At 59.6% G+C, this 20,789-nt stretch carries 14 protein-coding genes and 1 other RNA gene; 7 read left to right on the forward strand and 8 right to left on the reverse strand.

The features are described from left to right. Window positions 1–69: 69 nt before the first annotated feature. The 3 genes from hemN (at window position 70) to QN377_RS17685 (ending at window position 2,906) form a co-directional block, all read left to right on the forward strand. The gene (hemN, locus tag QN377_RS17675) at window positions 70–1,452 is read left to right on the forward strand and encodes an oxygen-independent coproporphyrinogen III oxidase (RefSeq protein ID WP_095024092.1); all 1,383 of its coding nucleotides are present in this window, start codon (window positions 70–72) and stop codon (window positions 1,450–1,452) included. A 120-nt stretch (window positions 1,453–1,572) separates the two neighbouring features. Then, complete coding sequence (fnr, locus tag QN377_RS17680; protein WP_029611340.1) at window positions 1,573–2,307, forward strand: fumarate/nitrate reduction transcriptional regulator Fnr; 735 nt, start codon at window positions 1,573–1,575, stop codon at window positions 2,305–2,307. A gap of 53 nt (window positions 2,308–2,360) precedes the next feature. Then, complete coding sequence (locus QN377_RS17685) at window positions 2,361–2,906, forward strand: adenine phosphoribosyltransferase (protein WP_095002764.1); 546 nt, start codon at window positions 2,361–2,363, stop codon at window positions 2,904–2,906. A 121-nt stretch (window positions 2,907–3,027) separates the two neighbouring features. On the opposite strand, the gene recR is transcribed toward QN377_RS17685, so the two are convergent. The 8 genes from recR to QN377_RS17725 form a co-directional block, all read right to left on the reverse strand. Beyond that, window positions 3,028–3,630, reverse strand: coding sequence for a recombination mediator RecR (recR, locus tag QN377_RS17690; RefSeq protein WP_016780292.1), 603 nt, complete (start codon window positions 3,628–3,630; stop codon window positions 3,028–3,030). A 118-nt stretch (window positions 3,631–3,748) separates the two neighbouring features. After that, window positions 3,749–4,087 carry a YbaB/EbfC family nucleoid-associated protein gene (locus QN377_RS17695; protein ID WP_095002765.1) on the reverse strand — a complete coding sequence of 113 codons (339 nt, stop codon included), beginning with the start codon at window positions 4,085–4,087 and terminating at the stop codon, window positions 3,749–3,751. Between the two features lie 77 nt (window positions 4,088–4,164). Next, window positions 4,165–6,216 (reverse strand): DNA polymerase III subunit gamma/tau, encoded by a 2,052-nt coding sequence (gene dnaX, locus QN377_RS17700; protein ID WP_095018991.1) that lies wholly within the window; start codon window positions 6,214–6,216, stop codon window positions 4,165–4,167. Between the two features lie 222 nt (window positions 6,217–6,438). After that, an RNA gene (gene ffs, locus QN377_RS17705) (signal recognition particle sRNA small type) lies at window positions 6,439–6,535 on the reverse strand. A 245-nt stretch (window positions 6,536–6,780) separates the two neighbouring features. Beyond that, the gene (gene ligA / locus QN377_RS17710) at window positions 6,781–9,141 is read right to left on the reverse strand and encodes an NAD-dependent DNA ligase LigA (protein WP_095002767.1); all 2,361 of its coding nucleotides are present in this window, start codon (window positions 9,139–9,141) and stop codon (window positions 6,781–6,783) included. A 95-nt stretch (window positions 9,142–9,236) separates the two neighbouring features. Continuing rightward, window positions 9,237–10,118 (reverse strand): cell division protein ZipA, encoded by an 882-nt coding sequence (gene zipA / locus QN377_RS17715; RefSeq protein ID WP_095002768.1) that lies wholly within the window; start codon window positions 10,116–10,118, stop codon window positions 9,237–9,239. 258 nt (window positions 10,119–10,376) lie between these two features. Beyond that, window positions 10,377–13,865 carry a chromosome segregation protein SMC gene (gene smc / locus QN377_RS17720; protein WP_095019004.1) on the reverse strand — a complete coding sequence of 1,163 codons (3,489 nt, stop codon included), beginning with the start codon at window positions 13,863–13,865 and terminating at the stop codon, window positions 10,377–10,379. Between the two features lie 2 nt (window positions 13,866–13,867). Next, window positions 13,868–14,527, reverse strand: a complete 660-nt coding sequence (locus tag QN377_RS17725; protein WP_095002770.1) for a GntR family transcriptional regulator — start codon at window positions 14,525–14,527, stop codon at window positions 13,868–13,870. Between the two features lie 224 nt (window positions 14,528–14,751). Between QN377_RS17725 and xdhA the strand changes: the two genes are divergently transcribed. Genes xdhA through guaD form a run of 4 tightly spaced genes read left to right on the forward strand, consistent with a single transcriptional unit; the run spans window position 14,752 to window position 20,734 of the window. After that, window positions 14,752–16,209, forward strand: a complete 1,458-nt coding sequence (xdhA, locus tag QN377_RS17730) for a xanthine dehydrogenase small subunit (protein WP_095039339.1) — start codon at window positions 14,752–14,754, stop codon at window positions 16,207–16,209. After that, on the forward strand, window positions 16,202–18,577 hold the full coding sequence (gene xdhB, locus QN377_RS17735) for a xanthine dehydrogenase molybdopterin binding subunit (protein ID WP_095002772.1): 2,376 nt from the start codon (window positions 16,202–16,204) through the stop codon (window positions 18,575–18,577). Before xdhA ends, xdhB begins: the two co-directional genes overlap by 8 nt. Beyond that, entirely contained in the window at window positions 18,570–19,427 is an 858-nt protein-coding gene (xdhC, locus tag QN377_RS17740) for a xanthine dehydrogenase accessory protein XdhC (RefSeq protein WP_095019008.1), read from the forward strand. Before xdhB ends, xdhC begins: the two co-directional genes overlap by 8 nt. Before the next feature lie 8 nt (window positions 19,428–19,435). Beyond that, the gene (guaD, locus tag QN377_RS17745; RefSeq protein WP_176464300.1) at window positions 19,436–20,734 is read left to right on the forward strand and encodes a guanine deaminase; all 1,299 of its coding nucleotides are present in this window, start codon (window positions 19,436–19,438) and stop codon (window positions 20,732–20,734) included. The last annotated feature ends 55 nt before the right edge of the window (window positions 20,735–20,789 follow it).

The raw sequence follows: 20,789 nt of genomic DNA on the forward strand, positions 1-20,789 counted from the left end.
ATCAAGATGCTACAACGACCCACCCCCTAGAATCCGGAGCATTGCCAGCCATCCCAGGGGAATGCCCGCATGCTCGACGCCATTCGTTGGGACCCAGAATTGATCCGCCGCTACGATCTTGCCGGACCGCGCTACACCTCATACCCGACAGCCATGCAGTTCAACAGCCAGGTCAGCCCGTTCGACCTGCTGCACGCCCTGCGCGAAAGCCGCAAGGCTCTGCGCCCGCTGTCGTTGTATGTGCACGTGCCGTTTTGCGCCAATATTTGCTATTACTGCGCCTGCAACAAGGTCATTACCAAAGACCGTGGCCGGGCCCAGCCCTACCTGCAGAAACTCGATCAGGAAATCCAGATGATCGCCTGCCACCTCGACCCCAGGCAGAAGGTCGAGCAACTGCACTTTGGCGGCGGCACCCCGACTTTTCTTAGCCACGACGAATTGCGCCAACTGATGGCCAAGCTGCGTCAGCAATTCAATCTGCTGGACGACGACTCCGGCGACTACGGCATCGAAATCGACCCCCGCGAAGCCGACTGGTCGACCATGGGCCTGTTGCGTGAACTGGGCTTCAACCGTGTCAGCATCGGCCTGCAAGACCTCGACCCGGACGTGCAAAGGGCGGTCAATCGCCTGCAAAGCCTGGAAGAGACCCGGGCAGTGATCGACGCTGCACGCACGCTGCAATTTCGCTCGATCAATATCGACCTGATCTACGGCCTGCCCAAGCAGACCCCGGAAGCCTTTGCCCGCACCGTTGAAGAAGTGATCAGCCTGCAGCCCGATCGCCTGTCGGTGTTCAACTACGCGCACTTGCCTGAACGCTTCATGCCCCAACGACGCATCAACACCAGCGACCTGCCCTCGCCTGCCGCCAAGCTACAGATGCTGGAGCGCACCATCGAGCAACTGACCGGCGCCGGCTACCGCTATATCGGCATGGATCATTTCGCCCTGCCAGACGATGAACTGGCCATCGCCCAGGAAGAATCAACCCTGCAACGCAACTTCCAGGGTTATACCACCCACGGCCATTGCGACCTGATCGGGCTTGGTGTCTCCGCCATCAGCCAGATCGGCGACCTGTACTGCCAAAATGACAGCGACCTGGCCAAATACCAGCACACCCTGGCCAGCGGCCAGCTCGCCACCAGCCGTGGCCTGGTATGCAATCAGGATGACCGTATCCGTCGCGAGGTCATCCAGCAGATCATCTGCAATTTGCACCTGCCGTTCGCGACCGTGGAGCAGGCGTTCAATATCGACTTTCGCGGCTATTTTGCCCCTCAGTGGCCGACGCTCAAGACCATGGCCGCCGACGGCCTGATCGCCCTGGACGACCAGCAACTGACTGTGCTGCCTGCTGGCAGGCTGCTGGTGCGCTCGGTGTGCATGGTGTTCGACGCTTACCTTGAGCAACAAACCCGTCAGCGCTATTCGCGGGTGATCTAAGGTCGCAAACACGACCTCTACAGCATGAGATGAGTGCCCTGGCATGGTGCGGCTGGTCTAGCCCCCCCACGCTGGGTTACCCTTGCATCTTATGTGTGTTTTCCTACAAGGATTTAAGAAATGTCCGAGCCAGTAAAAGTGCGCGCTCACACTCAGGCACAGTGCAAGGATTGCAGCCTGGCCCCACTCTGTTTGCCACTTTCGTTGAACCTGGAAGACATGGATGCGCTGGAAGAAATCGTCAAGCGCGGCCGCCCACTGAAAAAAGGCGAGTTCCTGTTCCGCCAAGGCGACACGTTTGGCTCGGTTTACGCGGTACGTTCCGGCGCACTGAAAACCTTCAGCCTGAGCGACAACGGTGAAGAGCAAATTACCGGTTTCCACCTGCCCAGCGAACTGGTCGGCCTGTCGGGTATGGACACTGAAACCTACCCGGTATCGGCCCAGGCGCTAGAGACTACACCGGTATGCGAAATCCCTTTCGAACGTCTCGACGAACTCTCCGTGCAACTGCCGCAACTGCGTCGCCAGCTGATGCGTGTAATGAGCCGCGAAATCCGCGACGATCAGCAAATGATGTTGCTGCTGTCGAAAAAAACCGCCGACGAACGTATCGCCACGTTCCTGGTCAACCTGTCAGCGCGTTTTCGTGCTCGCGGCTTCTCGGCCAATCAGTTCCGCCTGAGCATGTCGCGCAACGAAATCGGCAATTACCTGGGCCTGGCCGTTGAAACCGTGTCCCGCGTGTTTACCCGCCTGCAGGAAAACCAGTTGATCACTGCCGAAGGCAAGGAAGTGCATATTCTTGACCCGATCAAGCTGTGTGCCCTGGCCGGTGGTTCGCTGGAGGTTTGACACGGCCTGACGGGTTATACTGGCGCGCTTAACGCTCCCCAGGACAGCCCGATATGGTCTCCGACGATTTTTGCCTCAAAACCCTGATTCGCCCGGTTATTGATTTCCCCAAGCCGGGCGTCATCTTTCGCGACATCACCCCCCTCTACCAGTCGCCCCGCGCCATGCGCGTGATCGCCGACAGCTTTATCGAGCGCTACGTCGAGGCTGACTTCAGCCATATCGGCGCCATGGATGCCCGCGGCTTCCTGATCGGCTCGGTACTGGCCCACCAGCTCAATAAACCGCTGATCCTGTTTCGCAAACAGGGCAAATTGCCCGCAGACGTTTTGGCCGAAGGCTATCAGACGGAATATGGCGAAGCGTTTCTGGAGGTTCACGCCGACAGCCTGTGCGAGGGCGACTCGCTGCTGATCGTCGATGACCTGATTGCTACGGGCGGCACGCTGATTGCGGCAGCCAACCTGGTGCGACGCATGGGTGCGCAGGTGTTTGAAGCAGCGGCCATTATCGACCTGCCCGAACTGGGCGGTTCGCAGCGCTTGCAGGATTTGGGTGTGCCTACTTTCTGTCTGACGGAATTTTCGTTGACCGAGTAATACCGACACGTGGGAGCGGGCTTGCTCGCGATGGCATCAGCGCGGTTCAACTGAATACCGCGGTGCCTGCATCGCGAGCAAGCCCGCTCCCACAGGAGTCCCCTCTCCCCTGCAATCGCAATCAGAGCGTAATCGGCCGACGCCCCGAGAACGAGTGCGCCAAAGTACCGCCATCCACCAGTTCCAGCTCGCCACCCAGCGGCACACCGTGGGCGATACGCGACGCTATCAGGCCTTTGTTGCTCAGCAACTGGGCGATGTAATGCGCAGTGGCCTCGCCCTCAACCGTTGGATTGGTGGCCAGGATCACCTCCGCAAACGTACCCTGCTCTGCAATACGCGCCATCAATTGCGGAATGCCTATCGCCTCAGGGCCTAAACCATCGAGCGGCGACAAATGCCCCTTGAGCACAAAGTAACGGCCGCGATAACCGGTCTGTTCCACGGCATACACGTCCATCGGCCCCTCGACCACGCACAGCAAGGTGTCATCCCGGCGCACATCGGCACACTGCGGGCACAGATCGTCTTCGGTCAGGGTTCTGCACAAACGGCAATGCCCCACACCTTCCATCGCCTGAGTCAGCGCCAGGGCCAGGCGCGAGCCACCACTGCGATCACGCTCAAGCAATTGCAACGCCATGCGCTGGGCGGTCTTTTGACCCACGCCCGGCAAGGTACGCAAGGCATCGATCAGTTGGCGAATCAGAGGGCTAAAGCTCATAAGGAAAGGTCCGACAAAACAACGAGACGCGGTTTATACCCTCGGTGTGAGCTAGCGTCAAATACCCGTAAAACAGGCAAAAAAATGCCAGGCTCATGGCCTGGCATTTCAGCATGCCTTAGAACGGCATCTTCATGCCCGGCGGCAGTTGCATGCCGGCGGTCACACCAGACATTTTGTCCTGGCTGTTGGCTTCGATCTTGCGCACGGCGTCGTTGACCGCTGCGGCGAACAGGTCTTCCAGCACTTCGCGGTCGTCTTCGCTCACACCTTCCAGCAAAGTCGGGTCAATGCTCACCCGCTTGACGTCATGACGGCCGGTCATGACCACAGTGACCATATCGCCACCCGCCTTGCCGGTGACTTCAGCATTGGCCAGCTCTTCCTGCATCTTGGCCATTTTTTCCTGCATCTGCTGCGCCTGCTTCATCAGGCCGGCCATGCCACCTTTCATCATGGGAATCACCTCAAACGTTATTTGGACAATGCACCCGCAATCAAAACGACTGCGGGCTGTAAGTTTCTGCTCTGGCGTTACGACACTTGAGCCTGAGCCACCTCTAAAGGTTGAATCGTATCTTCGCGTACGGCCGCACCGAACTGCTCGACCATCTGCCGGACCACCGGGTCGGCATGGATCGACTCTTCGGCCAGACGCTGGCGCTCTGCGCGAAAACGCGAAGCCGCCTGGGCCGGGGTTTCCTGCTCCGGCTTGACCAGCTCAATCGTGACTTTGAGTGTACGCTGAGTGAACTGGTTCAGTGCATCGTTGAGTCGACGCTGCTGGGTCAGGTTGAACAACGCGCTGTGGGCCGGGTCCAGATGCAACAGCCAGTCATCACCCTCAACTGCAATCAGCGTGCAGTTGGCACCAATGCTGGCGGTCATGCCCGACACCGGTAATTTGGGGAACATCTCCAGCCATTCAAGGGCCAGACCGGTCGCCGGCATCGCCGCAGGCAGCGGTTCGGGCGCAGGCGCTGGCTCGCCGGCATGCTCACTGGCCAGCTCGTCGAGGTAGCTGTAGGCCGCCGAATCCATGTCCGGCTCAATGTAGTCTTCGTCCAGGGGCGGCTCGTCGTCACGATCCATGCCCGACACCGCTGCGTCCACCTGCTCGACGGTCGGCTCTGGAAGCGGCGCCGCGATCCACTCCGGCGCATCCGGCACCACACTGTCCGGCGTCGGCAGCGGCATCGGCGGCAACTCAGGAGGCTCGCCAACGGTGTCCAGTACCGACTCGGGCGCAACCTTGACCTCGATCACCGGGGCAGCCGGCTCGTTCCAGGGCAAGTCCTTTTCCGCCACTGACGGAGCCTTGGGCGCCTGCACAGGCTCGGCAACCGCTTCGACCACAGGCGGTACCGGTTGCACTGCAACCGGTGCCGGCGCGGCCAGCACTGGCTCGACAGGGGACGTGGCCGCCACGGTTGGGGCGGAATCAACTGTGGCCTGGCTGATCCCCACTGGCTTTAGCGGCTGACTCGGCGCGTTGCCGGTGTCTGCCGGGCGGAAGGCCAGCATTCGCAGCAGGACCATTTCAAAGCCACCACGCGGGTCTGGCGCCAGCGGCAAATCGCGCCGGCCAATCAGGCCCATCTGGTAATAAAATTGCACATCTTCGGCAGGCAACGCCTTGGCCAGGGCCAAGACGCGATCGCGGTCGCCGTGACCATTATCGACGCCTTCGGGCAGCGCCTGGGCAATGGCCACGCGATGGAAGACGTTGAGGATCTCGGACAGCACGCCATTCCAGTCCGGGCCCTGCTCGGCCAGATGGCGAACGGCCTCGAGCATGGCCCTGGCATCACCTTCGATCAAGGCGTGCAACAGGTCGAACACCTGACCGTGATCCAGCGTACCAAGCATCGCCCGCACATCACCCGCCAGTACCTTGCCCTCACCGAAGGCAATGGCCTGATCGGTGAGGCTCATGGCATCACGCATCGAGCCATCGGCGGCGCGACCGAGCAGCCACAGCGCATCATCTTCAAACGGCACATTTTCGACACTGAGAACGTGGGTCAAATGCTCGACCACGCGCTCGGGTGTCATGTTCTTCAGCGAAAACTGCAGGCAGCGCGACAGGATCGTGGCCGGCAATTTTTGCGGGTCGGTGGTCGCGAGGATGAACTTGACGTAAGGCGGCGGCTCTTCAAGGGTCTTGAGCAGCGCATTGAACGAATGGCTGGAGAGCATGTGCACTTCGTCGATCAGGTAGACCTTGAAGCGCCCGCGGCTCGGCGCGTACTGCACGTTGTCGAGCAGTTCGCGGGTGTCCTCGACCTTGGTGCGGCTGGCGGCGTCGATTTCGATCAGGTCGACAAAGCGCCCTTCATCGATTTCACGGCACACGGAGCACTCGCCACAGGGAGTCGAGGTGATACCTGTTTCACAGTTCAGGCATTTGGCGATGATCCGCGCAATGGTGGTCTTGCCGACGCCACGGGTACCGGTGAAAAGGTAAGCGTGGTGCAGGCGCTGACTGTCCAGGGCATTGATCAGAGCCTTGAGCACATGGGTCTGGCCGACCATTTCGCGGAACGAGCGCGGACGCCATTTACGTGCAAGAACCTGATAACTCATTGATAACCGTCGCGTCAGAAAAGCGGAGGGGGCTAATGCTAGCGGAGCAAGGGCAAAATTGCATCCGATGCGCACGTTTAACTGCGCGCAGCCTTGGCATAGACCTTTTTACCCACGCACAGAAAATCATCGCCCGGTCTTTTGACCGTCGAACAAGGCTTGACTGCAAGATTTGGAGTTTGGTTCGAACCCGACAGAACTGCGGGTTTAAAATGGAGGCAACCCCACCAGCCACACCCCGGCACACAATGTTCCCGCTGTGGCTGCTTCCTTCCGGATCTGACCAGGTTCACGGGTAATCGTTGCGGGGGGACCGATAGGGTCACCATAACAACATCCGCTTAGCAGCGAACGGCGCCATTGTACCTGTCTGAGAAAAACTTACAACCGCTGCGGCAAGAATAAAAAAATGAATGGGCTCAAGCACTTGGATTCGGGTTGAAACACCGCCTCGCAACCCGGCACAGGTCATTTGTGGGAGCGGGCTTGCTCGCGATGGCTTCTACGCGGCTCAACTGAGACACCGCGTCGCCTGCATCGCGAGCAAGCCCGCTGCCACAGCCATTACGGAATCGAAATACCCTGTTCGCTCAAAAACGCGACAAAGGCTTCTTCATCCAGCACCTTGAGCCCCAGCTCGTTGGCCTTGGCCAGCTTGGAGCCTGCTCCCGGCCCCGCTACGACGCAATGGGTCTTGCCCGACACCGAGCCCGAAACCTTGGCCCCCAGACTTTCCAGCTTGTCCTTGGCCACATCGCGACTCATTAATTCCAGCGAGCCGGTCAACACCCAGGTCTGGCCTGCCAGCGGCAAACCTTCCACGGCCTTTTTCTCGCTGTGCCAGTGCATGCCGAAATCACGCAGTTGCGCTTCGATTGCCAGCGCCATACGGGCATTTTCAGGGTTATCGAAGAACTCGCGTACCGCCTTGGCCTGTTTTTCCGGTAAGGCCTGGCGCATATCGAGCCAGTCTGCAGTGATCACCCCTTCAAGGGAGCCAAACCTGTCGGCCAGTTTTTGCGCCCCGCCCGGCCCCACCGAAGGAATATGCAACTTGTCGATCAACCCGCCCAAGGTTGTGCTGGCGGCAAACTCGGCACCCAGCTCACCTTGATCCTGCAACTCAAGACCACGCTCCAGCAGTTGATCAATCACCTGCTGGTTGTGTGCGTCACTGAAGAAACTATGAATCTCGTGCGCCACTTCCAGGCCCACGTCCGGCAGGTAGGTAAGCACTTGCGGCAACGCCCGCTGCACACGCTCCAGGGAGGCCAATGAACGCGCCAGCACCTTGGCAGTCTCTTCGCCCACATCAGGAATGCCCAATGCGTAGATAAAACGCGCCAACGTCGGACGCTTGCTGTCGGCGATGGCCTGCAGCAAGTTCTTGCTCGACAGCTCGGCAAAGCCTTCGAGATCGACGATCTGCTCGAACTGCAGGGTATAGAGGTCTGCCGGCGAACTCACCAGGCCCTCATCGACCAACTGCTCGACACTTTTTTCCCCCAGGCCTTCAATGTCCATCGCCCGGCGCGAAACAAAATGAATGATCGCCTGTTTAAGCTGGGCACCACAGGCCAGCCGGCCGACACAGCGGTACACCGCACCTTCGCTGACGGTTTCACGGCCCTTGCTGCGCTTGATCAGCTGCGTGCGCTCAACGTGGGAGCCGCACACCGGACAGCTTTCAGGGATCTGCACCGGCCGGGCATCTTCAGGGCGACGCTCCAGCACCACCTGCACAACCTGCGGGATAACATCACCAGCACGGCGAATAATCACGGTATCGCCAATCATCAGGCCCAGCCGCGCCACTTCATCCATATTGTGCAGGGTGGCATTGGATACGGTCACCCCGGCCACCTTGACCGGTTTGAGACGCGCCACGGGCGTTACTGCACCGGTGCGTCCGACCTGAAACTCAACATCCAGCAACTCGGTCAGTTCCTCCATGGCCGGAAACTTGTGCGCGATGGCCCAGCGCGGTTCACGCGCACGAAAGCCCAGCTCGCGCTGCGACGCCAGGCTGTTGACCTTGAACACCACTCCGTCGATCTCGTAGGGCAAGGAAGCACGACGCTCACCGATATCACGGTAATAGTCCAGGCACTCGGCAATCCCCTTTGCCAGCTTCAGCTCATGACTGATGGGCATGCCCCATTGCTGCAATTGTTTGAGGTTGCCGATATGGGTGTCCGAAAACTCTTCAGAGACCTGCCCCAGACCGTAGCAGCAAAATTCCAGCGGGCGACTGGCCGTGATCTTCGAATCCAGCTGACGCAAGCTGCCCGCCGCTGCGTTGCGCGGATTGGCAAAGGTCTTGCCGCCAGCAGCCAGCTGAGATTCATTAAGACGTTCAAAGCCGGCCTTGGACATAAACACTTCGCCACGCACTTCCAGCACCGCTGGCCAGCCGCTGCCATGCAGCTTGAGCGGAATATTGCGCACGGTGCGTACGTTGACGCTGATATCTTCACCGGTAGTGCCATCACCCCGCGTGGCACCACGCACCAGGCTGCCATCACGGTACAACAAGCTGACTGCCAGCCCGTCCAGCTTGGGCTCACAGCTGTATTCAACTTCAGCGCCGCCACCAAACAGATCGCCCGCGGGCAGATCCAGGCCCTCGCTGACACGGCGATCGAATTCGCGCATATCGGTTTCATCGAATGCGTTACCCAGGCTCAGCATGGGCACTTCGTGACGCACCTGAGTAAAGGCAGACAAGGCTGCGCTGCCAACGCGCTGAGTGGGCGAGTCGGCGGTCACCAGCTCAGGATGTTCGGCCTCCAGGGCCTTCAGCTCGCGGAACAGGCGATCGTACTCGGCGTCCGGAATGCTTGGCTCGTCGAGTACATGGTAGCGGTAATTATGCTGATCCAGTTCAGCGCGCAGCTCTAGAATGCGGGTATTGGCGGCGGTCATGGGGTGTTCTCTCACAAAGCAAAAGAGCAGCCGAGGCTGCTCCTTGTGTTATTCATGTTGCATGTGGGTGGAGCAGGCAAGCCGCCCCCACATGTTCAGCGTTTTTGAGTCAGGGCACGGCGCTCGAATTCAACGATGCGCTGGCGGTAATGCTCGATAGTCTGGGCCGTCAACACACTGCGCTGGTCATCTTTAAGCTCACCATTGAGCTCCTGGGACAGCTTGCGTGCAGCGGCAACCATCACATCAAAAGCCTGCTTGGGATGGCGCGGGCCGGGCAAACCAAGGAAAAAGCTGACAGCTGGCGTACTGAACAGGTCAATATCATCCAGGTCGAATACACCCGGTTTCACCGCATTGGCCATGGAGAACAGCACTTCGCCATTACCGGCCATGCTTTCGTGGCGATGGAAAATATCCATCTCGCCAAAACGCAAACCGCTTTCGAGGATGTTCTGCAACAGTGCCGGACCTTTGAAGCCTGCCGGGTCACGGCTGATCACGCTGATCACCAGCACTTCTTCGGCGGCCTGCTGCGGTGCAGGCTCCTTGACTTCAACGTCCGCTACGCTCGGCTTGGCACGACCACGCGCCGGCTTGACTGGCGCTACATGATCATCATCACGGGCGCTGATGCTCGGGCCTTCATCCAGTTCAAGATCAAGGTTCAGGTCACCCTGGCTCGGCTCACCGCCACGCTTGCCGCGCTTGGCACCTTTGTCCCGTGCAGGCATGCTGACCGATGGCAAGTCGTGCTCATCAAGTTGCGGCTCTTTATGGGTTGGCGTATCCAGCACCCGTGACGGGCCCAACAACTCAGGGCTGTGCTCGTCGTCAGGGGCATTGGAAAAACTGCGATCAAGTCGAAACTTGAGCTTGCCTTTGCCACCACGCATGCGGCGCCAGCCATCAAAAAGAATACCGGCGATTACCACTATGCCGATGACTATCAGCCATTCGCGCAGACCGATTTCCATGTAATCCCTTGCCCCTAAAAAATGATTCTATGAAGAAGAGCCTAAAGCCCTTTAAAACGTGGCGCCAACTCTATGTTCTGAATGGCGTTTTACCCACGTACAAAAAAATTAGACATTAAATTAACACGACCAAAGATAACTTTACACCGTCTGTCGCATTGAGCTAGGCCCATGCTGCCTTCGACCTACACGTCATATCGGTCAAATGCTTGAAATTTTTCTTACAAGAAGAAAAAAATCGTCCTACATGCTTATAGCTCAAGCATCGACCATTGCCATTGCCTCCTCAACATCAACCGCTACAAGACGTGAACAGCCCGGCTCATGCATCGTCACCCCCATCAACTGATCCGCCATCTCCATGGCGATCTTGTTGTGAGTGATATAGATAAATTGCACGGTCTGCGACATCTCCTTTACCAAGCGTGCATAGCGGCCTACGTTAGCGTCATCAAGCGGTGCATCGACTTCGTCGAGCATGCAAAACGGCGCCGGGTTGAGCTTGAAAATGGCAAAAACCAGCGCCAGGGCCGTCAAGGCTTTCTCGCCACCGGACAGCAAATGGATCGTGCTGTTCTTCTTGCCCGGCGGACGCGCCATGATGGTCACCCCTGTATCGAGTAGATCTTCGCCCGTCAGTTCCAAATAAGCGCTGCCGCCACCGAAAACTTTTGGGAAAAGTGCCTGTAATCCACCATTTATCTGATCAAAGGTGTCCTTGAAGCGGCTGCGGGTCTCTTTGTCGATCTTGCGGATGACGTTTTCCAGGGTATCGAGTGCCTCGACCAGATCGGCATCCTGAGCATCCAGATAGCGCTTGCGCTCCGACTGCTGCTGATACTCATCAATGGCTGCAAGGTTGATCGCGCCCAGGCGCTGAATTCGCGCAGCGATACGCTCCAGTTCTTCTTCGGCCTGCTGCTCGTTGACCTCGGCATCGAGGGTGGCCAGCACCCCGTGCAGGTCATAGCCATCGGCCAGCAACTGATCCTGCAACGCAGTACGACGCACGCTCAAGGCCTGCCACTCCATGCGCTGCTGTTCGAGCTGGCCACGAATCAATTGCGATTGTTGCTCAGCCTGATTGCGGCGTTTTTCGGCATCGCGCAATTCGCGATCGGCATCTTCGAGCGCGGTCTGGGCAATCTTGAGTTCTTCATCCACGCTCAGGCGCTTGTCGAGCAACTCTTCAAGCTTGAGGCGCAACTCTTCCAGCGGCGCTTCGCCCTCCTCCAGATTGAGGGTCAGCTGTTCGCGCTTTTCAGCCAGGCGCTCGGCCTGCATTTCCAGGCGCTCAAGAGCCTGGCGGGTGGAATCATGCTGCGCCTTGAGCGACCCCAGGCGGACAGCCAACTGGTGGGCGTGGTCTTTATGTTGTCGAGCATCCTGACGCACCCGGTCCAACTGCTCGCGCAGACTGTCGCGACGGGCCAGCAACAGCTCGCGCTGCCCGGTATCGGTGGCCATGGCATCCAGGGCTTCCTGCAACAGCAGGCGCGCCTCCCCTACCTGCTCATGCTCCAGGGCGCGCTGCTCACCCAACTCGCCCAGTTCTTCGTCCAGACGGCGGCGGCGCAAGGTCAATTGCTCGACCTTGGCCTTGCTGGCGGAGAGCTTGGCCTTGATCTCACCCTGGTGACGAGCTTCATCCTGCAAGCGACGGCGAAGCTGCTCACGAGAGTCTTCATGCATACGCTGTTGCTCACGCATGCTTTGTAGTTGTTCCTCCAGGGCCGCCAGGGTGGCTTCACGTTCTTCGCACTCAAGCCCCAGGCGCTGGATTTCCTGGCCCCGGGCCAGCACCCCGCTTTCGGCTTCACTGGCGCGGCGCACCCGCAGGAAGTTGCGCCCGACCCAATAGCCATCACGGCTGATCAGGCTCTGGCCCTCGGCCAGTTGTGCACGCAAGGCCAGTGCCTGCTCCAGTGTTTCGACCGGTTTGACCTGGCCCAGCCACGGCGCCAGATCAAAATCGGCCGTGACCTTGTCAAGCAGGCTGCCCGCCAAGCGAGGGGCCTGCCCTGCATCACTGAACAGGCGCAAATCACCCTGGGCAAACCCTGCCAGATCCAGCCGGGCAAAATCCTCGACCAGTACGGCCTGCAAATCAGCCCCCAACACGGTCTCTACCGCCAGCTCCCAGCCAGCCTCTACGCGCAGGCCTTCTGCCAGTCGTGGCTGCTCGGCAAGCTGCTGATCGCGCAACCATTCGCCAGTACCGGTACCCGGATCAAGCGCAGCCTGCTGCAAGGCCTCCAGCGATGCCAGACGACCGTTGAGGCGCTGCAGCTCGCCCTGGGCCTGCTGCTGGTTCTGCGTGGCCTGTTGCAAGTCGTGACGCACTTGCTCGAGCTGCTCGACCAGTTGCTGCTCACTGGCCTGCAGCTCTTCGTGGGCCATTTCGCTGCTGGCCAGTTGCTCACTGAGCTCCAGAATGGCCGCATCTTCAGGGTCTGCGGCCAGCAAGGCACGCTCTTCAGCCAGGCGGCGCTGACGTTCCGCCACGCGCTCCATACTGGTTTCCAGCTGCTGGATACGGGCTTGCAGCACTTCAGACTGGCGCTGCGGCTCGGCCGAGCGAAGGTTGAAAATGTCCCACTGTTCCTGCCAGCCATGCATGGTCTGCTCGGCCACTTCCAGAGTAGCGGCAGCCTCTTCGGCGGCCGCGCTGGTCAGTTCCTGCTCGGGCTCAAGCATGTGCAGCTCTTCAGCCAGAGTCGCCAGCAAGGTGCGGTCATGCCCCAGATGGGATTCGGTTTCCAGGCGCGAGCGCTCGGCTTCGCGCAGGTCATCCTGCAACTGGCGCAAACGTTGCTGGCCATGCTGAATGCTCTGCTCGACCCGGGCAATATCGCCCCCTACCGAATAGAAGCGCCCCTGCACCAGATTGAAGCGCTCTGACAGATCATGGTGCCCGTCACGCAGGCGTTCGATGCTGGCATCGGCATTGCGCTGCTCGGCCACCAGGGCTTCGAAACTGACTTCCTGATTACCGATGACCGCTTCGCGCTGCCCCACCTGCTCATTCAGGGCCTGCCAGCGCAGAGCCGACAGCCGGGCCTTGAGCTGACGCTCCTCGGCCTTGTATTCCTGATATTTCTCGGCGGCCTGGGCCTGGCGGTGCAAACGCTCCAGCTGACGCCCCAGCTCATCGCGCAGGTCAGTCAGACGGGCAAGGTTTTCGTGGGTACGGCGGATACGGTTTTCAGTCTCGCGGCGGCGCTCCTTGTACTTGGAAATGCCCGCCGCCTCTTCGATAAAGTTGCGCAGATCTTCAGGCTTGGACTCGATCAGCTTGGAGATCATGCCCTGCTCGATGATCGAGTAGCTGCGCGGCCCCAGCCCCGTACCGAGGAAGATATCGGTAATGTCACGACGACGGCACTTGGTGCCATTGAGGTAATAGGTGGTCTGGCTGTCGCGGGTGACTTTGCGGCGGATGGATATCTCGGCATAGGCCGCATACTCGCCCAGCAGCGTGCCGTCGGAGTTGTCGAAGACCAGTTCGATACTGGCCTGGCTCACCGGTTTGCGCGTGGTGGAGCCGTTGAAGATAACGTCGGTCATCGACTCGCCGCGCAGGTTCTTGGCCGAGCTTTCGCCCATGACCCAGCGCACGGCATCGATGATATTGGACTTGCCACAGCCGTTGGGGCCTACCACCGCCGCCATATTGCTTGGAAAGGTAACGGTTGTCGGGTCAACGAAGGACTTGAAGCCGGCCAGCTTGATACAGGTCAGGCGCACGCTCAGGCAACCGTCAAGGCAGACAGCACCAGGGCACAACTGCGCTGGGCATAGCTGCTCAGCACCACGCGAATCTGCGCCAGGTCACGCGCCAGCACGGCGTCGAGCAACTGCGCAAACAACGCCAGGAACTCGCTCATCTCCGCCTTGCGCTGGTCCAGTGCCAGGTAATAGGCACGGCTCATGGCCGGGTGCAGGTTCTCGACGGTTTCCTGCAAATAGGGGTTGTCGGCGAACGGGTACGCCGCACGCATCACATTGAAGCTGTCTTCAACGAAGGTGCTGATGTCCTGGCGTTCGTAGCTGGCGGCCAGGCGCTGCTGGATCTGCAAGAACGGCCCCAGGTCGGCCGGAACTGCCCAGCGCTGGGCTACGGCATTGCCGAGCAGGATGTACATTTCGCTCATCAGCGTGCACAGGCTCTGCACCTTGTGCGCCGTAAGCTCGGTCACATGGGCGCCACGACGCGGCAGGATGGCGATCAGATGTCGACGCTCAAGGATCAATAATGCTTCGCGCACAGAGCCGCGACTGACATTCAGCGCCAGCGTCACTTTCTGTTCCTGAATGCGTTCCCCAGGCTTTAACTCGCCGCGAATGATGCGTTCGGCGAGGTGGTGAGCGATTTGCTCGGCGAGGCTGTCCGGCGCCTTGAACGTCATGTTTTACCTTCAAAATCTTTGATCAGTGCAGGCGGCGCAGTGTAACGCACTTGATATGCCCTCGCGCAGAGCCTCGGAGGCTGAATATGGCACGAAACCCGCAAATAAATCCCCCGGATATCAATCACAGGGATCACTGACCGCTATTTCTTGACCCGTAAGTCAGCTTTAGCTAAATTCAGTGTATCCCGCGTTACAACAATAATGATTATGCGAGGCCTTCCGTGATCCAGTTCCTACTCAACCAGACGCTGCGCACCGAGCACACGCTGGACCCGAATCTGACCGTGCTCAATTACCTGCGTGAACACCTGCACAAGCCTGGCACCAAAGAAGGTTGCGCCAGCGGAGACTGTGGTGCCTGCACCGTTGTGGTCGGCGAACTTCACACCGACGCTGAAGGCCTTGAACGGCTGCGCTATCGCAGCCTCAATTCGTGCCTGACCTTTGTCTCGGCTTTGCACGGCAAGCAACTGATCAGCATCGAAGACCTCAAGCACCAGGGGCAGTTGCACAGCGTGCAGCGGGCGATGGTCGACTGCCACGGCTCACAGTGCGGGTTCTGCACGCCGGGATTTGTGATGTCACTGTTCGCCCTGCAAAAAAACAGCACGGGCCAGCCTGATGGCCATCAGGCCCATGAAGCCCTGGCGGGCAACCTCTGTCGCTGCACCGGCTACCGCCCTATTCTGGCGGCTGCCGAACAGGCTTGCAGCGGGCAACAACAGGATCAGTTCGATACACACCAGAGCGCGACCATTGCCCTGCTCAAGACCATCACCCCGACCCAAACCGGCGAACTTAACAGCGGCGACAAGCGCTGCCTGCTGCCCATGACCATCAGCGACCTGGCCCAGCTGTACGAATCCCAACCCCAGGCCCGCCTGCTGGCCGGCGGTACCGACCTGGCGCTTGAGGTGACCCAGTTTCATCGCCCGCTGCCGGTCATGATCTACGTCGGCAACGTGGCCGAAATGAAGCACATCGAGCGCTTTGATGACCGTATTGAAATCGGCGCGGCGGTGTCCCTGACCGATGCCTATGGCACGCTCAAGGCCGAGTACCCGGACTTCGGCGAATTGCTGCAACGCTTCGCCTCCCTGCAAATCCGCAATCAGGGCACCCTGGGCGGCAACATCGGCAATGCCTCGCCCATTGGCGACTCGCCACCGCTGCTGATTGCCCTCGGCGCACAACTGGTACTGCGCAAAGGGCAAACCCTGCGCACCCTGGCGATCGAGGATTACTTTATCGACTACCGGGTGACGGCACGCCAGGAAGGCGAATTTATCGAAAAAATCATCATCCCCCGCGCCGACCCCAGCCATGCATTTCGCGCCTATAAAATCTCCAAGCGCCTGGATGACGACATCAGCGCCGTGTGCGCAGCGTTCAACCTGAACATCGACAACGGCGTGGTGACCGGTGCCCGCGTGGCATTCGGCGGCATGGCGGCCATCGCCAAACGCGCCGCCGCCTGCGAAGCCGCACTGCTCGGCGCTGACTGGAACAGCGCCAGCATCGAACGGGCCTGCGCTGCACTGGCAAACGACTTCACCCCGCTCTCGGACTTTCGCGCCAGCAAGGAATACCGTCTGCTGAGTGCACAAAACCTGCTGCGCAAATACTTTATCGAACTGCAAACGCCACATCTCGAGACGCGGGTAACAGCTTATGTCTAACCATCACAAGGTTGCCCCAACCCAGGCTGAGCTGGCCGCACTCTTCCAGCAGGACTTGAAAACCGGTGTGGGTCGCAGCGTCAAGCATGACAGTGCCGAAAAACATGTCAGCGGCGAAGCGCAGTACATCGATGACCGCCTGGAATTCCCCAACCAGTTGCACCTTTTCGCACGCCTGTCCGACCGCGCCCACGCCAGAATCCTGCGTGTCGACACCACGCCCTGCTACGCCTTCGCAGGCGTGCGCCTGGTGATCACCCACGAAGATATCCCCGGTCTGAAGGACATTGGCCCGCTACTGCCCGGCGATCCGCTACTGGCCATCGACAAGGTGGAGTTTGTCGGCCAGCCCGTACTGGCAGTGGCCGCTTGCGACCTGGACACCGCGCGCAAGGCGGCAATGGCTGCCATTATCGAATACGAAGACCTGGAGCCGGTGCTGGACGTGGTTCAGGCCCTGCGCCAGAAGCACTTTGTGCTCGATACCCACACCCATCAACGCGGCGACTCTGCCGGCGCACTGGCCGGGGCCGAACATCGCCTGCAGGGCAGCCTGCATATTGGCGGGCAGGAGCACTTTTACCTCGAGACCCAGATCTCATCGGTCATGCCTACCGAAGACGGCGGGATGATCGTTTACTGCTCCACGCAGAACCCTACTGAAGTGCAGAAGCTGGTGGCAGAAGTCCTTGATGTTTCAATGAACAAGATCGTTGTCGATATGCGCCGCATGGGCGGCGGCTTTGGCGGCAAGGAGACCCAGGCCGCCAGCCCCGCCTGCCTGTGCGCAGTGGTGGCTCGCCTCACCGGGCAACCGACCAAGATGCGCCTGCCGCGGGTCGAAGACATGCTGATGACCGGCAAGCGCCACCCGTTTTATATCGAATATGACGTCGGTTTCGACGCCAGCGGCCGCTTGCAGGGCATCCAGCTGGACCTGGCGGGCAACTGTGGCTGTTCGCCGGACTTGTCCAACTCCATTGTCGACCGCGCCATGTTCCACGCCGACAACGCCTATTATCTGGGCGACGCGACGATCAATGGTTATCGCTGTAAAACCAACACGGCTTCCAACACGGCCTATCGCGGCTTTGGCGGCCCGCAAGGCATGGTCGCCATCGAAGAGGTCATGGACCGTATCGCCCGCCATCTGGGCCTCGACCCGCTGGCCGTACGCAAGGCCAATTACTACGGCAAAACCGAACGCAACGTGACCCACTACTACCAGACCGTGGAACACAACCTGCTGCAAGAAATGACCGCCGACCTTGAGGCCAGCAGCCAGTACACCGAGCGCCGGGAAGCGATCAAGGCGTTCAACGCCAGCAGTCCGATCCTGAAAAAAGGCCTGGCGCTGACCCCGGTCAAATTCGGCATCTCCTTTACCGCCAGCTTCCTCAACCAGGCCGGCGCCCTGATCCATATTTATACCGATGGCAGCATCCACCTCAACCACGGCGGCACCGAGATGGGCCAGGGCCTGAATATCAAGGTCGCGCAGGTGGTCGCCGAAGTGTTCCAGGTGGATATCAGCCGCATCCAGATCACCGCAACCAACACTGACAAAGTGCCAAACACCTCGCCTACTGCAGCGTCCAGCGGTGCCGACCTCAATGGCAAGGCCGCGCAAAACGCAGCCGAAACCATCAAGCAGCGACTTGTTGAATTTGCTGCCGACAAATATCAGGTCGAGCAACGGGCGGTGATCTTCCATAACGGCCAGGTGCAGGCTGGCGAGCAGATCATCAGTTTTGAAAGCCTGATCCAGCAGGCCTATTTCGGCCAGGTGTCGTTATCGAGCACCGGGTACTACAAAACCCCGAAGATTTTTTATGACCGCACTCAGGCACGTGGTCGGCCGTTTTATTACTTTGCCTTTGGCGCCGCCTGCGCCGAGGTGATCGTCGACACCCTGACCGGCGAATACAAAATGTTGCGTACCGATATCCTCCATGATGTCGGTGCCTCGCTGAACCCGGCCATCGACATCGGCCAGGTCGAAGGCGGGTATATACAGGGGGCGGGCTGGCTGACCATGGAGGAACTGGTGTGGAATGCCAAGGGCAAGCTGATGACCAACGGCCCGGCCAGCTACAAGATCCCCGCGGTGGCAGACATGCCGCTGGACCTGCGCGTAACCCTGGTGGAAAACCGCAAGAACCCCGAAGACACCGTGTTCCACTCCAAGGCCGTGGGCGAACCGCCATTTATGCTCGGCATCGCCGCATGGTGTGCACTCAAGGACGCCGTGGCGAGCCTGGCCGACTACCGCGTGCAACCTGCGATTGACGCCCCGGCCACCCCGGAGCGGGTGCTGTGGGGTTGTGAGCAAATGCGCAAAAGCCTGTCGGGAGATCAGCATGAATAACTGGATCAGTGCCCTGGCCGAGTTGCAGCAGCAAGGCGAACCCTGCGTGCTGGTGACCATCATCGAAGAGCAAGGCTCTACCCCGCGCAATGCCGGTTCGAAGATGGTCATTTGTGCAGATAAAATCTTCGACACCATTGGTGGCGGTCATCTGGAGTACAAGGCAATGGAAATTGCCCGCCAGATGCTCAGCAGCGGCAAGCACGATACCCTTCTACAGCGCTTCAGCCTCGGCGCCAGCCTGGGCCAGTGTTGCGGCGGGGTGGCCGTGCTGCTGTTCGAACCGATGGGCAAGGTGCAGGCTCAGATTGCGGTGTTTGGCGCAGGGCACGTGGCCCGGGCCTTGGTACCCCTGCTCGCCAGCCTGCCGTGCCGGGTGCGCTGGATCGACTCGCGGGAGCAGGAATTCCCGACACTTATCCCCCAAGGCGTGGAAAAAATCGTTACCGACGAACCGGTAGATGAAGTCGATGCCCTGCCTGCGGGTTGCTACTGCATCGTCATGACGCATAATCACGCCCTGGACCTGGAGCTCAGCGCCGCCGTGCTTAAACGCAACGACTTTACTTACTTCGGCTTGATTGGTTCGAAAACCAAACGCGTGAAGTTCGAACATCGCCTGCGTGAGCGCGGTATCGACGCCTCACCTTTGCAGCGCATGCGTTGCCCGATGGGTTTGAGCGAAGTCAAAGGCAAATTGCCTGTTGAAATCGCGATCTCCATCGCCGGCGAAATCATCGCCACCTACAACACTCATTTCGGCCAGCACACTGCGAGCGCCGACAGCGCGTCATCTGAATCCATTAAACAATTGTTGCCGTCTTCACGACGCAGCCATGCCACACACTGAGAATTGCCATGACTTGTAAAGCCTATCGCGCCGCCATTTTGCACAGCATCGCCGACCCCGCCGAAGTCGGGATCGAGGCCTCCTATGAATATTTTGCAGACGGCTTGCTGGTGGTCGACAACGGCCAGATCAAGGCTGTTGGCCCGGCCAGCGAACTGCTTGGCACACTGGCCGCCGACGTTGCTGTGACCGAGTACAAAGACGCACTGATCACCCCCGGCTTTATCGATACCCATATCCATTTCCCGCAAACCGGGATGATTGGCGCTTACGGAGAGCAACTGCTCGACTGGCTCAACACCTACACCTTCCCGTGCGAAAACCAGTTCGCCGATAAGGCCCATGCTGACGAAGTTGCTGAGGTGTTCCTTCAGGAACTGCTGCGCAACGGCACCACCACGGCTCTGGTATTTGGCAGCGTACACCCGCAATCGGTGGACGCCTTGTTCGAGGCTGCACAACGCCTGGACCTGCGCCTGATCGCCGGCAAGGTGATGATGGATCGTAACGCCCCGGACTATCTGACAGACACCGCCGAAACCGGCTACAGCGAAAGCAAGGCGCTGATCGAACGCTGGCACGGCAAGGGCCGCCTGCATTACGCCGTCACCCCGCGCTTCGCGCCGACCAGCACCCCGGAACAATTGACCCTGGCCGGCAAGCTGCTGGGCGAATACCCGGATGTGTATCTGCACACCCATATCAGCGAGAACCTTCAGGAAATCGAGTGGGTGAAGTCACTGTTCCCGGAGCGAAAAGGCTATCTGGATGTGTACGACCACTACCAGTTGCTGGGCGAACGCTCTGTATTTGCCCACGGTGTGCATCTGTGTGACGAGGAATGTGCACGGCTGGCCGAGACCGGTTCGGCAGTGGCGTTCTGCCCGACTTCCAACCTGTTCCTGGGCAGCGGCCTGTTCAACCTGCCAATGGCCGAAAAGCACAAGCTCAATGTGGGGCTGGGCACAGACGTGGGTGCAGGTACCAGCTTCTCGCTGCTCAACACCCTGAACGAAGCCTACAAGGTCATGCAACTGCAGGGTGCACGCCTCGATCCGTTCAAGTCGTTGTACCTGGCTACGTTGGGCGGGGCGCGAGCACTGCGCCTGGAAGACAAGATCGGCAATCTGCAACCGGGCAGCGACGCTGACTTCCTGGTACTGGACTACAACGCTACGCCACTGATGAGCTATCGCCTCAAGCAGTCAAAAAACATCGCCGAGACGCTGTTTGTATTGATGACCCTTGGGGATGACCGTACGGTGCAGCAAACCTATGCGGCAGGCAATCTGGTGCATCAGCGCTGATAATTTCCCTTGTGGGAGCGGGCTTGCTCGCGAGGTTATCGATGCGGTTCTACTG

It is taken from the genome of Pseudomonas sp. CCC4.1 (assembly GCF_035019225.1).
GTDB classification, from domain to species: Bacteria; Pseudomonadota; Gammaproteobacteria; order Pseudomonadales; family Pseudomonadaceae; genus Aquipseudomonas; species Aquipseudomonas bubulae.

Bases quoted from the DNA above. Each gene is read 5' to 3' on its own strand.
- hemN (WP_095024092.1), top strand. From the start codon at position 70: ATGCTCGACGCCATTCGTTGGGACCCAGAATTGATCCGCCGCTACGAT.
- fnr (WP_029611340.1), top strand. From the start codon at position 1,573: ATGTCCGAGCCAGTAAAAGTGCGCGCTCACACTCAGGCACAGTGCAAG.
- QN377_RS17685 (WP_095002764.1), top strand. From the start codon at position 2,361: ATGGTCTCCGACGATTTTTGCCTCAAAACCCTGATTCGCCCGGTTATT.
- recR (WP_016780292.1), bottom strand. From the start codon at position 3,630: ATGAGCTTTAGCCCTCTGATTCGCCAACTGATCGATGCCTTGCGTACC.
- QN377_RS17695 (WP_095002765.1), bottom strand. From the start codon at position 4,087: ATGATGAAAGGTGGCATGGCCGGCCTGATGAAGCAGGCGCAGCAGATG.
- dnaX (WP_095018991.1), bottom strand. From the start codon at position 6,216: ATGAGTTATCAGGTTCTTGCACGTAAATGGCGTCCGCGCTCGTTCCGC.
- ligA (WP_095002767.1), bottom strand. From the start codon at position 9,141: ATGACCGCCGCCAATACCCGCATTCTAGAGCTGCGCGCTGAACTGGAT.
- zipA (WP_095002768.1), bottom strand. From the start codon at position 10,118: ATGGAAATCGGTCTGCGCGAATGGCTGATAGTCATCGGCATAGTGGTA.
- QN377_RS17725 (WP_095002770.1), bottom strand. From the start codon at position 14,527: ATGACGTTCAAGGCGCCGGACAGCCTCGCCGAGCAAATCGCTCACCAC.
- xdhB (WP_095002772.1), top strand. From the start codon at position 16,202: ATGTCTAACCATCACAAGGTTGCCCCAACCCAGGCTGAGCTGGCCGCA.
- xdhC (WP_095019008.1), top strand. From the start codon at position 18,570: ATGAATAACTGGATCAGTGCCCTGGCCGAGTTGCAGCAGCAAGGCGAA.
- guaD (WP_176464300.1), top strand. From the start codon at position 19,436: ATGACTTGTAAAGCCTATCGCGCCGCCATTTTGCACAGCATCGCCGAC.